Origin of the sequence: Sphingopyxis sp. (assembly GCF_034380315.1) — a bacterium.
Lineage (GTDB): Bacteria > Pseudomonadota > Alphaproteobacteria > Sphingomonadales > Sphingomonadaceae > Sphingopyxis.
This window is the reverse complement of sequence record NZ_JAXMPB010000003.1, coordinates 200,461-213,133: the sequence shown is the minus strand read 5'-3', so window position 1 is coordinate 213,133 and position 12,673 is coordinate 200,461. Positions and strand designations below refer to the sequence as shown.

The 12,673-nt window shown below is 63.8% G+C and carries 11 protein-coding genes; all 11 read left to right on the top strand.

The genetic code is table 11. The features are described from left to right. The 11 genes from smpB (at position 1) to U0S50_RS06945 (ending at position 12,632) form a co-directional block, all read left to right on the top strand. Positions 1-486, top strand: coding sequence for an SsrA-binding protein SmpB (gene smpB, locus U0S50_RS06995; RefSeq protein WP_322308047.1), 486 nt, complete (start codon positions 1-3; stop codon positions 484-486). Positions 487-518: 32 nt separating this feature from the next. Next, a complete protein-coding gene (locus tag U0S50_RS06990; RefSeq protein ID WP_322308046.1) occupies positions 519-1,097 on the top strand; it encodes a DUF2062 domain-containing protein in 579 nt (192 codons plus the stop codon). Positions 1,098-1,193: 96 nt separating this feature from the next. Further along, complete coding sequence (locus U0S50_RS06985; RefSeq protein WP_322308045.1) at positions 1,194-3,260, top strand: M13 family metallopeptidase; 2,067 nt, start codon at positions 1,194-1,196, stop codon at positions 3,258-3,260. 88 nt (positions 3,261-3,348) lie between these two features. Then, complete coding sequence (locus tag U0S50_RS06980) at positions 3,349-5,730, top strand: response regulator (RefSeq protein ID WP_322308273.1); 2,382 nt, start codon at positions 3,349-3,351, stop codon at positions 5,728-5,730. After that, positions 5,727-6,080 (top strand): response regulator, encoded by a 354-nt coding sequence (locus U0S50_RS06975; protein ID WP_322308044.1) that lies wholly within the window; start codon positions 5,727-5,729, stop codon positions 6,078-6,080. Before U0S50_RS06980 ends, U0S50_RS06975 begins: the two co-directional genes overlap by 4 nt. Before the next feature lie 123 nt (positions 6,081-6,203). Further along, positions 6,204-7,280 (top strand): recombinase RecA, encoded by a 1,077-nt coding sequence (recA, locus tag U0S50_RS06970; protein ID WP_322308043.1) that lies wholly within the window; start codon positions 6,204-6,206, stop codon positions 7,278-7,280. 159 nt (positions 7,281-7,439) lie between these two features. Then, the gene (gene speB / locus U0S50_RS06965; protein ID WP_322308042.1) at positions 7,440-8,255 is read left to right on the top strand and encodes an agmatinase; all 816 of its coding nucleotides are present in this window, start codon (positions 7,440-7,442) and stop codon (positions 8,253-8,255) included. A 15-nt stretch (positions 8,256-8,270) separates the two neighbouring features. Continuing rightward, positions 8,271-8,897 (top strand): glutathione S-transferase family protein, encoded by a 627-nt coding sequence (locus U0S50_RS06960; RefSeq protein WP_322308041.1) that lies wholly within the window; start codon positions 8,271-8,273, stop codon positions 8,895-8,897. Continuing rightward, the gene (locus tag U0S50_RS06955; protein ID WP_322308040.1) at positions 8,887-9,471 is read left to right on the top strand and encodes a hypothetical protein; all 585 of its coding nucleotides are present in this window, start codon (positions 8,887-8,889) and stop codon (positions 9,469-9,471) included. The genes U0S50_RS06960 and U0S50_RS06955 overlap by 11 nt, the downstream gene beginning before the upstream one ends. Before the next feature lie 72 nt (positions 9,472-9,543). Further along, positions 9,544-12,189, top strand: coding sequence for an alanine--tRNA ligase (gene alaS / locus U0S50_RS06950; protein WP_322308039.1), 2,646 nt, complete (start codon positions 9,544-9,546; stop codon positions 12,187-12,189). Beyond that, entirely contained in the window at positions 12,186-12,632 is a 447-nt protein-coding gene (locus tag U0S50_RS06945) for a hypothetical protein (protein WP_322308038.1), read from the top strand. The genes alaS and U0S50_RS06945 overlap by 4 nt, the downstream gene beginning before the upstream one ends. Positions 12,633-12,673 lie beyond the last annotated feature (41 nt).

The following is a 12,673-nucleotide window of genomic DNA, read 5'->3' as shown; positions in this document are numbered from 1 at the left end:
ATGGCCCGTCCTCAGTCCGCAGCCGAATTCGACAAGAAGAAGATCGTCGCCGAGAACCGGCGCGCGCGCTTCGACTATGCCATCGAACAGGTGTTCGAGGCGGGGATCGCTCTGCACGGGACCGAAGTGAAATCGCTGCGCTTTGGCGAAGGGACGATCGCCGAAAGCTATGCCGAGGTGACGGGCGGCGAAGTATGGCTGATCAACGCCAACATCCCGGAATTCAGCCACGGAAACCGCTTCAACCATGAGCCACGGCGGCCCCGCAAGCTGCTGCTCAACGGACGTGAGATCAACAAGCTGCACGCCGGAGTGATGCGGCAGGGCATGACGCTGGTGCCGCTTTCGGTCTATTTCAACAGCCGTGGGCGCGCAAAGGTGGAACTGGCGCTGGCCAAGGGCAAAAAGGCGCACGACAAGCGTGAATCGATCAAGGAACGCGACTGGAAGCGCGACAAACAGCGCCTGATGAAGGACCGCGGATGAGCGGGGGCAAGCCCCGGGACAAGGCGGCGGTCATGAACTGGATCCGCCGCCACTCGCCATCGCGCGAAGAGCTGCTGGAAAGCCGCTTCATCAAGCCGTTCGCGCACCGCGTGGCGCATAGTCATTTGTGGCGTTTTACACGGACCTCGGTGCCGCGCGGCACCGCGCTGGGGCTGTTCGTCGGTATCTTCTTTCTGATTCCCGGCGTTCAGATACTGGGGGTCGCGCTGCTCGCTTTGCCGTGCCGTGCCAATATCCCTATCGGCGCAGCGATGACGTTCCTGTCCAACCCGGTGACGACGCCGCTGATCATTGCGGCGTCGGTGTGGCTGGGCGATCGCATGTTCGGGTTGCACGCCAATGTCGCGACCTTTTCGGCGATGCTCGAAAATGGCGCCTCTGTGACCCAATGGCTTGGTTGGCTGTTGTCCGACGCGGCGCCCGCGCTGGTCGCGGGACTGTTCGTCATTTCGGTCGTCTCGGCTGTCGTCGGCTATATTCTGGCTGCGCTGATCTGGGACAATTGGATTCGGCTGCGCTGGCGGCGCAAATTGCGCCGCGCGGGCGACCAACGACTTGAGGCATCGACGAGCGACACGCCCGCCGGTTGAACCCCCGCCGTCCGGGCGTATAGCTGTTGCTATCGACGTGCACCTCTCCGCAGTCGGGGATGGCGGCGCGGTCTGGACCTGATACTGGGGAGCATCATGAAAAACTCGATCCAATTTTCGCGCCTGATGGCGACCGCGGCATTTAGCGCCTTGTTGTTGGGAGCAGCGCCCGTTGTCGCCAAGGATGGCGCAAAGGGCAAAGCCGAGGCGCCAGCAAGCCAGGCAGCCAAGCCCGAGCTGGGAACCTATGGTTTCGACGCGACCGGCATGGACAAGAGTGTGCGGCCTGGCGACGATTTCTATGCCTATGCCAACGGCACATGGGCGAAGAACACCGCGATTCCGGCCGACAAGTCGAACTATGGCATGTTCACCGCGCTCGCCGACCTGTCGCAAAAGCGTACCCGCGAAATTCTGGACGCCGCCAAGGACGATCCGGGCAGCATGATCGGCCGCGCTTACAGCTCCTATCTGGACAGCGCGACGGTCGAGGCAAAGGGGCTGGCGCCGATTCAGCCGTGGCTGGCCAAGGTCCGCGCCACCGACAAGGCCGGGCTTGCCAAGCTGCTCGCCGAAGCCGACCGCAACGGCATCCAGCATTTCTTCGGCGGCTATGTCGGGCAGGACGACAAGAACCCCGACGTCTATATCTATACGATGTATCAGGGCGGCCTGGGCATGCCCGACCGTGACTTTTATCTGAAAGACAATGAGCGGAACACTGCGCTGCAAGCCGCCTATCTCAAGCATCTGGAAAATGTCCTGACGCTGGCGGGCGAGGCGAATGCCGCGTCGCGGGCCAAGGCGATCTATGACTTTGAAAAGCAGGTCGCGGCGGTTCACTGGGACAAGAACGACAGCAGCGACGCGACCAAAGTCTATAACAAGATGACGATCGCGGATCTCGCGAAAGCGGCGCCGGGCTTCGACTGGGCTGGCTTCGTTCGCGGCGTCGGCGTTGGCCAGGATACGCTGCTGGTGTCGCAGCCGAGCGCTTTTACCGGTGAAGCCAAACTGATCGCCGCCGCGCCCATCGCGCTGGTTCGCGATATTCTGACCGTTCGCAGCATCGACAGCTTTGCCAATGTGCTGCCCGATGCCGTCGCGAAAGAGGCATTCTCCTTTTATGGCACCGCCTTGTCGGGAACGCCCGAGATGCAGGAGCGGTGGAAGCGCGCGGTGGATTTTACCACCGACAATATGGGCGAGGCGGTCGGTCAGGATTATGTCGCCAAATATTATCCGCCTGAAACCAAGGCGGAGATGGACAAGCTGGTCAAGAATATCCTCGCCGCCATGGGGCGTCGTATCGATGCGCTGAGCTGGATGCAGCCGCAGACCAAGGTCAAGGCCCGGCAAAAACTTGCCAATTTCACGACCAAGATCGGCTATCCCGACCGCTGGAAGGATTATAGCAAGCTTGAGGTTCGGTCGGACGATCTGTTCGGCAACCTGCTGCGTTCGCGCCAGTTTGCCCATGACGACAATGTCGGGCGGCTTGGCGAACCGATCCGCCGCTGGGAATGGTTCATGACCCCGATGGAAGTGAACGCCTATGCCAATTTCGGCATGAACGAGATCGTTTTCCCCGCCGCGATCCTGCAACCGCCCTTCTTCGATCCGCACGCCGATGCGGCGATCAACTATGGCGGCATCGGCGCCGTGATCGGCCACGAGATCAGCCATCATTTCGACGATCAGGGCGCAAAATATGACGAGACCGGAAAGCTGGCCGACTGGTGGACGCCCGAAGACGTCAAGGCGTTCGAGGCCGCCGGTCAGGCCCTGATCGACCAGTATAGTGCCTATGAAGTGCTTCCGGGCGAGCATCTGGACGGCAAGTTCACGCTGGGTGAGAATATCGGTGATCTGGCCGGGCTGACCATCGCCTATGACGCTTATAAGGCGTCTCTGGGCGGCAAGGAGGCGCCGGTGATCGACGGCATGACCGGCGACCAGCGCTTTTTCCTCGGCTGGGCGCAGGTTTGGCGCCGCAATTACCGCGAGAAGAATCTGTCGCAGCGTATCACGACCGATCCGCATTCCCCGTCGATCCAGCGGACTTGGGTCTCGCGCAACCTTGACCCTTGGTATAAGGCGTATCAGGTGAAGGAAGGTCAGAAGTTGTATCTGGCGCCGAAGGATCGCGTCCACATCTGGTGACGCCAACAAGGGATTGACATCATTGACCGCGCAAAGTCCGCTTTCCGCTGATTTAGACTTCAGCAGGGGGGCGGGCTCTGCTGCGGCCTTGCTCAATCCCCCGAAACTGTCGCGCATCGATATCGCGATTGTTGCGGGGCTTGCCCTGCTGTCGGTTGCGCTGCTCTTCTGGGCAACGCGGGATGCGTTGTTGGCGGGCGGTTTTCTGGCCGGACTCGCCCTTGCATCGGCTGGCCTGATACTTTTTCGGCGCCTGTTTCCTTCGGCTGTGGCGGGAGAGGCCGCTGCGCCCGACTGGACCATGTTGCGACAGGCGGTCGACCATGACGATGTCGCCATCGCGGTCACCGACCGCGCGGGCCGACTGGTCTGCGCGAATGATCTGTTCGCAACCTGGATGGGCGGTTTCGTGACGCCGCCCGGTCTGCCGCTCGATGGGCGCGGGGCTGATCTCCTCAAAAATGCGGGGCGAACCGCCTGGCGCGACGGCGAGGGCCGCGTCGAAGAGGTGTCTGTCGGCCCGCTGAGGCTGCGCGCCCAAGTCAATCGTGCCGGCCAGGCCGAAGATTATCTGGTGTGGCGATTCGCCGCGATCGAACGGCTGGACCTTGCGTCCGAAGTCATGCGCCACCTCGACGGCCCGGCTGGGCGGACATTGGGGCAGGCGGGGATCATGGCGGCGCTGGTGAATGCCGAAGGGCGGCTGCGTGTCGCCAACCAGCCCTTCTTGCTGCGCGCGCTGGGCGAAACCGATGCCGTTCATTATGCGGGGCGCGATGTCGCGCCGATGCTGCGTCTCGACGATGCAGGTGCGCTGTATTTCGCGCGCGAAGGGGATCGCGCGACGCCGCTGCGGATGCTGCAGATTCCTCTGGCGCCGGCCGATGAGAACGGCCCGGTGCTGATCGCGATGCTCGACGAGGAAATGGGCCCTGCTGATCGCGGCACCGCGCAAACCTATGTCGAAACCTTGCTGTCGCTGCTGCCCTTTGGCCTGGCGATGGTCGATCGCGATGGTCGCTTCCTTTACATGAACCGTGCTTTCATGCGGGCCGCCGGGGTCGCCGACGGCCGTATGCCGCGTTATCCGGGCGATCTGGTGGTGGGCGAGGACAAGGGGCCGCTGGCCGACATGATCCGCCGTCACAGCAGCGGCCAGCAGGTTGGCGGCGACCTGTCGATCCGGCTTGCGGGGCAGGGCGACGATCCCGTGTCGATGCGTATCGTTGGCGTGCGCGGACTGGGCGAGGCGGCAGTGCTTCTCAGCCTGAAGGATTCGAGCGAGGAATCGCGGTTGAAGCGTCAGGTGGCGCAGGCGTCGAAGATGCAGGCGGTGGGCCAGCTTGCTGGCGGTGTTGCCCATGATTTCAACAATATACTGACCGCCGTGCTTGGCAGTTGCGACCTGATGCTGATGCGCCATACCCCCGGGGACAGTGACTATGACGACATCCAGCAGATTCGCAGCAATGCCAATCGCGCTGCGAGCCTGACGCGGCAATTGCTCGCCTTTTCGCGTCAGCAGACGCTGCGGCCCCAGATATTGCAATTGCCCGATGTGATTTCGGAAGTGTCGCATTTGCTGAAGCGACTGATCGGCGACACCGTTCAGCTTGCGGTTCACCATGGGCGCGGATTGGGGGCGGTGCGGGCCGACCCAGGCCAGCTGGAGCAAGTGATCATCAACCTGGCGGTCAATGCCCGCGATGCGATGCCGGGCGGCGGGACGCTGACGATCGAGACTTATCCCGTATCGGCTGCCGAGGTGCGCCAGATGGGCAATGAATTCATGCCGCCCGCCGATTATAGCGCGCTTAAGGTCAGCGACACGGGGACCGGCATTCCTGCGGACGTGTTGCCCAAGATTTTCGAACCCTTTTTCACGACCAAGGATGTCGGAAAGGGAACGGGGCTTGGCCTGTCGACCGTCTATGGCATCATCAAACAGTCTGCGGGCTTTATCTTTGCCGACAGCAAGCCGGGGCAGGGGACCAGCTTCACCGTCTATCTGCCCGTCCACCGCGCGGCGGTGGGAGAGGCAAGCGCGCCGCCCACGGCGCCCGCCAAGCCCAGAAAAAGCCAGTGGGGAACCGGAACCATCCTGCTTGTCGAGGATGAAGATATGGTGCGGGCCGTCGCGGAACGCGCATTGACCCGTGCGGGTTATACGGTCGTGACCGCTTCGCAGGGCGAAGAAGGGCTGGAACGGTTCGAGCAGATGGAGAAGGTCGACTTGATCATCAGCGACGTCGTGATGCCGACGATGGATGGCCCGGCAATGGTGCGCGCGATGCGCGCCCGGCGTCCCGATCTGCCGGTGCTGTTCATGTCGGGCTATGCCGAGGAACAGCTTCGCCAGTCGATCGACATCGACAATGTCGCTTTTCTGCCCAAACCCTTTTCGGTGGCGCAACTCGCCGAGGCGACGTCGGCGGCGCTGGACGATGCCGCGCATCGGGCTCAGGCATGAGTAACGATTGCCGCATCCTGCTCGTCGAGGACGATGTTCTGATCGGCATGATGCTGGTCGACATGTTCGATGTTCTGGGCTTTCCCGAACCGGCGCAGGCCACCAGCAACGCCGAGGCGCTGGCGATCCTGGCCTCGGAGCCGATCGGCGGCGCGCTTGTCGACATCAATCTGGGAGAGGAAAAGGGATGGCCGGTCGCCGATGCGCTGGCCGAACGCGGGATTCCCTTTGCCTTTACCTCAGGGGGCGGCGACGTCATTCCGCCGGCGCACAGTGATCGAAAACTTGTCAGCAAGCCCTTTCGCCTGAATGACATAGAGGCTGTTCTGCGCGGCTTTTCGGCTGAATAAGTTCCCATTATTCCTTTCGCGGAACATATTTTGTTCCTCACTTGTTCTTTCGGAACAAATGTCGTACATGGGTCCGGCGTTGCGATGGTTCTGCCTTCGCTCTAGAGCAGGAAAGGGACGGTCATGGCCGGACAATTGTCACTCGTCGAATCGGGGAAATCAGTGAACGGAACGGACAGGCAGAAGGCGCTCGACGCTGCGCTCGCACAAATTGATCGCGCCTTTGGCAAAGGCTCGGTGATGAAGCTGGGGTCGAAGGAAGCGATGCAGGTCGAGGCCATCTCGACCGGGTCGCTCGGGCTCGACATCGCATTGGGGGTCGGCGGTCTGCCGCGCGGCCGCGTCATCGAAATCTATGGTCCCGAAAGTTCGGGCAAGACGACGCTCGCGCTGCATTGCATCGCCGAGGCACAAAAAATGGGCGGCACCGCGGCCTTCGTCGACGCCGAACATGCGCTCGATCCGGTTTACGCAAAGAAGCTTGGTGTCGATATCGATGAGCTGATCGTGTCGCAGCCCGATACGGGCGAGCAGGCGCTCGAAATCGTCGATACGCTGGTGCGTTCGAACGCGATCGACGTGCTGGTTGTCGACTCGGTTGCGGCGCTTGTCCCGCGCGCCGAAATCGAGGGCGAGATGGGCGACAGCCACGTCGGCCTGCAGGCGCGATTGATGTCGCAGTCGCTGCGCAAGCTCACCGGCTCGATCAGCCGCTCGCGCTGCATGGTGATCTTCATCAACCAGCTGCGCATGAAGATCGGCGTGATGTACGGCAACCCCGAAACCACGACCGGCGGCAACGCGCTCAAATTCTATGCTTCGGTTCGGCTCGACATCCGCCGCACCGGCCAGATCAAGGATCGCGATGAAATCGTCGGCAATACGACCCGTGTGAAGGTGGTGAAGAACAAGGTCGCGCCGCCGTTCAAACAGGTCGAGTTCGATATCATGTACGGCCAGGGTATTTCGAAAATCGGTGAAATTCTGGACCTCGGCGTCAAGGCCGGGATCGTCGAGAAGGCTGGCGCCTGGTTCAGCTATGACTCGATCCGCATCGGTCAGGGGCGTGAAAATGCCAAGAATTTCCTCACCGAGAATCCGGAGCTGATGCAGCGGCTCGAAGCTGCGATCCGCAGCCGCACCGACGCTGTGGCAGAAGAGATGATGGTCGGGCCCGGCGACGAGGACGGCGACGACTGACAAGCTCCGGCCGGTTCCCTCTCCTAGCGACCGGCCGGAAACGGCGGCGGGCTCCTTGCCCCTTGATCCTGCATAGCTTGCAGGTCGGCCCGCCCGCCGTTTACGCACCTCGGCCATGCGCTTGCTTGCATGGTGGCAGCCAGCGTCTAGAAGCAGGGCATGTCTGCTATCCGCCTTTTTGGCCTTCCAACCGACATCAACAGCAGTTTTGAGCGCGGCGCTGCAGCGGGCCCCGCCGCCATTCGCGCCGAACTGCGAAGCGAGCGTGGCAATCTGGCAAGCGAACTGGGTCCTGAAATCGGGACCGACATCGCCTTTTGCGACGACGGGGATTTGCCGCTCGTCGAGGATACGCCGCGCGACGATGCGATGATCCGCCGCCATGTCGCGCTGGTTCACGGCAATGGCGAAATTCCGATCGCGCTTGGCGGCGATCATGCGGTGTCCTTTCCCCTGATCGCCGCGACCGCCGAACGCTTCGGACCGCTGAACATCCTTCACATCGACGCGCATCCCGATCTTTATGACGATTTCGGTGGCAATCCGCGCAGCCATGCCTCGCCCTTTGCGCGCATTTGCGAAGCAGGACATGCGGCCCGGTTGGTGCAGGTCGGTATCCGCACGATGAACAGTCATTGCCGCGCGCAGGCCGCGCGCTTCGGCGTCGAGGTCGTGCCCATGGCCGCTTTTGTGCCGGAGACGGTGCCGGTGCTGGACGGCCCGCTCTATATTTCGATCGATCTCGATGGGCTGGACCCTTCGGCGGCCCCCGGCGTTGCGCATCCCGAACCCGGCGGGCTGACGGTGCGCGAATTGATCGCGGTCCTCCATCGCCAGCGCGCACCGATCGTCGGCGCGGACATTGTTGAGTATAATCCGTCGCGCGACGTTGGGGGCGTGACCGCGATCGTCGGGGCAAAGCTGGTGCGCGAGCTTGCCGCGCTGATCGACCGCAATGGTGCGGCCGGACACTGAAAGGGAGAATGTTCGATGAGCCTGATCGTCCACCACCTGAACAATAGCCGGTCGCAGCGCATATTGTGGCTGCTCGAGGAAATCGGCGCTCCTTATGAGATTCGTTTCTACGACCGCGATCCGGTGACCAATCTGGCGCCTTCTGAACTGCTGGCTGTCCACCCGCTTGGCAAATCGCCGGTGCTGGAGGATGACGGCCGGGCGATCATCGAATCCGGGGCGATCACCGAATATCTGTGCGAGCGCCACGGCGGCGCGCACTTAGTTCCGCCGCGCGGCAGCGACGAGCATGTCCGTCATCTGGAATGGCTGCACTTTGCCGAAGGGTCGGCGATGACCCCGATCCTGCTGCGTATCTATACGGCGCGACTGGGCGAGGCGGCGGCGCCGCTCGAACCGCGCATCGCGCAGCAGCTCGATGCGCATTTTTCCTACATGGAGGGCGAGTTGGGGGCCGCTGGTCATTTTATTGGCGATGCCCTGTCTGCCGCCGACATCATGCTGAGCTTTCCTGCCGAGATTGCGGTGATGCAGGGCATGGCGCCGCGCTATCCCAAGCTCGCCGCCTTTGTGGCCGCCTGCCACGCCCGTCCGGCCTGGCAACGCGCGCGGGAAAAGGGCGGCGCCTATTATGGTTATTGAGCGTATCGGCCTTGCCTGCGCCGCGGCGATGCTCGTCGCCGGAACCGGTCTGGCGAGGGCGCAGGTTGTCGGACCCGAAGCCGAACGCGTGGTTCATGCGACGGAAGGCAGCGGCTTTGCCGCGTCGGCGGCGGATGAAAAGGCGGCATCGGAGCGCTTCGCGGCCTATGTCATGGCGCTGGCGAAGCGCGACTATGCGGCCGCCTATGCGATGCTGCGCCTGTCGTTCCAGGCGGCGAACCCGCGGCTTGAATGGGAAATGAACCTGCGCAAACGAGCCGCGCTGTGGAGCGACGGGACGCTGCGGGTCGTGCGGCTCAGCTGGTATCAGGACCCCGCGGGCCAGCCGCCCGGCCTGTACGCGGCGTTGGATTTTCGCGGCGACCGCCAGGACGGCACGATGGATTGCGGCTATGTCGTGGTGCATCGTGCGGCGCCGGGGGGCGATTTCACCGTGGTGCGCACCGACACGTCCGAAGTGCCCCGCGCACTGATGGAGGATGGGGTGCCAAAGGTCGACGTGCTGCATCAATTGCCCTGTTATCTCGGCAAGGGGATCGCCACCGCTTTTTGACCGGAACATTCGATGGAACTTATCGACGTTTCCCGGCTTGTGACATGGCGCCAAAGTCCCTAATTCGCGCGCATGACATCGACCAACGACATTCGCCGCTCGTTCCTCGACCATTTTGCCGGGGCGGGGCACCATATCGAACCATCGGCGCCGCTGGTGCCGCACAACGACCCGACGCTGATGTTCGTCAACGCGGGGATGGTGCCGTTCAAAAATGTCTTTACCGGCCTGGAAAAGCGGCCGTACAGCACCGCCGCTTCGTCGCAGAAATGCGTGCGTGCGGGTGGCAAGCACAACGACCTCGACAATGTCGGCTTTACCGCGCGGCACCATACTTTCTTTGAAATGCTGGGGAATTTTTCCTTTGGCGACTATTTCAAGGAACAGGCGATCCACCATGCCTGGAACCTGATCACCGGCACCTGGGGGTTGTCGCCCGAAAAGCTGACCGCGACCGTCTATCACACCGATGACGAGGCGTTCGATCTGTGGCGCAAGATTTCGGGGCTGCCCGAAGAGCGCATCATCCGGATTCCGACCAGCGACAATTTCTGGTCGATGGGGGACACGGGGCCGTGCGGGCCGTGCAGCGAAATCTTTTACGACCATGGCGACCATATCTGGGGCGGCCCGCCGGGATCGCCGGAAGAGGATGGCGACCGTTTCGTCGAGATCTGGAATCTGGTGTTCATGCAATATGAACAGCTGCCCGGCGGCGAGCGCGTCGATCTGCCGCGCCCCAGCATCGACACCGGCATGGGGCTGGAACGCATCGCGGCGGTGATGCAGGGCGTCCACGACAATTATGATACCGACACGTTCAAGGCGCTGATCGCGGCATCGGTCGATCTGACCGGGGTTCCCGCCGACAAGGCGCGGCAGGCGAGCCACCGGGTGATCGCCGACCATCTGCGCGCGGCGAGCTTTCTGATCGCCGACGGCGTGCTGCCGTCGAACGAAGGGCGCGGTTATGTGCTGCGGCGGATCATGCGCCGCGCGATGCGCCACGCGCATCTGCTGGGCGCCAAGGACCCGCTGATGTACCGGCTGCTGCCGTCGCTGACCGCCGAGATGGGCGCCGCCTATCCCGAACTGATCCGCGCCCAGCCGCTGATCGCGGAAACGCTGGAACGCGAAGAAACGAAGTTCCGCCAGACGCTCGACAAGGGGCTGCGCCTGCTCGACGAGGCGACGAGCGGCATGGGCGAGGGCGCGACCCTGCCCGGCGACGTCGCGTTCAAACTCTATGACACCTATGGTTTCCCCTATGACCTGACCGAAGATGCGCTGCGTACGCAGGGCATCGCCGTCGATCGCGGCGGTTTCGACGCCGCGATGGCGCAACAGAAAGCGGCGGCGCGCGCGGCGTGGAAGGGCAGCGGCGAAAAGGCGTCGGACGAAATCTGGTTCGACCTCGCCGAGACCAACGGCAGCACCGAATTCACCGGCTATGGCTCGACCGAGGGCGAGGGGACGGTGATCGCGCTGGTCAAGGATGGCGCGCCGGTCGATACGGCCGAGGCGGGTGATGAACTGGTGGTGCTGACCAACCAGACGCCCTTTTATGGCGAAAGCGGCGGCCAGATGGGCGACGCCGGGACGATCGCGACGCTGGAAGGCGCGAAGGGCGCGGTACGCGATACCGGCAAGCCGCTCGGGCGGCTGCATACGCATCAGGTCACGCTGGAGAGCGGCACGTTGCGCGTCGGCGACACCGTGCATCTCAGCGTCGATGCGGCGCGGCGTGATCGCATTCGTGCCAACCACAGCGCGACCCACCTCGCCCATGCGGCCCTGCGCGGGCGGCTGGGCGATCATGTCACGCAAAAGGGCAGCCTGGTCGCCGAGGATCGCTTCCGTTTCGACTTTTCGCACCCCAAGGCACTGACGGTCGAGGAAATCGCCGATATCGAGGCGGCGGTGAACGCCCAGATCCGCGCCAATGAACCGGTATCGACGCGGCTGATGACCCCCGACGATGCGATCGCGGCGGGCGCGATGGCCCTGTTCGGCGAGAAGTATGGCGACGAGGTTCGCGTCCTGTCGATGGGCAAGGCCGACGATCACAGCTATTCGGTCGAACTGTGCGGCGGCACTCATGTCCGCGCGCTGGGCGATATCGCACTGTTCAAGATCGTCAGCGAAAGTGCGGTTTCATCGGGCGTACGGCGTATCGAGGCGCTGACCGGCGAGGCGGCGCGGGCGTGGCTGAATGGCCGCGACGAAACGCTGAAGGCGGCCGCGGCGGCGCTCAAGACGTCGCCCGACGATGTCCCGGCGCGCGTCGCGGCGATGGCCGAGGCGCTGAAAAAAGCCGAGCGCGAACTCGCCGAAGCGAAAAAGGCGCTGGCGATGGGCGGCGGCGGCGCGAGCGGCGGCCCGGCGGTCGAAGAGATCGGCGGCACCAAATTCCTGGCGCAGGTCGTCGAGGGGCTCGACCCCAAGGGGCTGCGCGGCGCGGTCGATGATCTGAAGAAACAGGTCGGCAGCGGCGTCGCGATGCTGGTCGCGGTCAATGACGGCCGCGCCTCGGTCGCGGTGGGTGTCACCGACGATGCGATCGCGCGCCACAATGCGGTCGAGCTGGTCAAGCTGGCGGTCGCGGCGCTGGGCGGGCAGGGCGGCGGTGGCCGCCCCGACATGGCGCAGGGCGGCGGTCCCGACGGCGCCGCGGGCGATGCGGCGGTGGCGGCGGTGAAGGCGGCGCTGGCGGCGTGAGGCCGCGCCATATCCGGACGGTTGCGGTCTTGATCTTGCTTGGCGGCTGTTCCGCCGGCGGCGACGATCCCGCCGCATCGGCGGACGGGTGGAGTATCGCGCCCGGATTCTACAGCAATGTCGCCCAGGGCGCCGATAACGGCGAGTATCGCGGGGTCGAAGTGCATCTGGCCGAGGGCAGCGAGAGCAAGACGATCGAAATCGTGCGCTGCGACGGCTGGTGCGGGCAGGTCGAGCGCCAGCCGCTGCGCCGCGGGTTGAACGGTGTGTCCTTTGCCTTTGTCGCGGGTGAGCGGACGGTCGATGTCGCCATCACCCCCGACGGCGCCGACACGGTCGAGCTGACCGCCGATTGGGGGGATGGCGTGGTATCGCAGCCGTTAAAGCGGGTCGCGGGTCCGGTTGGCCTGGCAGCGGCACGCGGGGCGCCGCCGGCCGAATAAATCTGCTGCGATCGGGCGACCCATCGGGCGTCCGCTCGGCG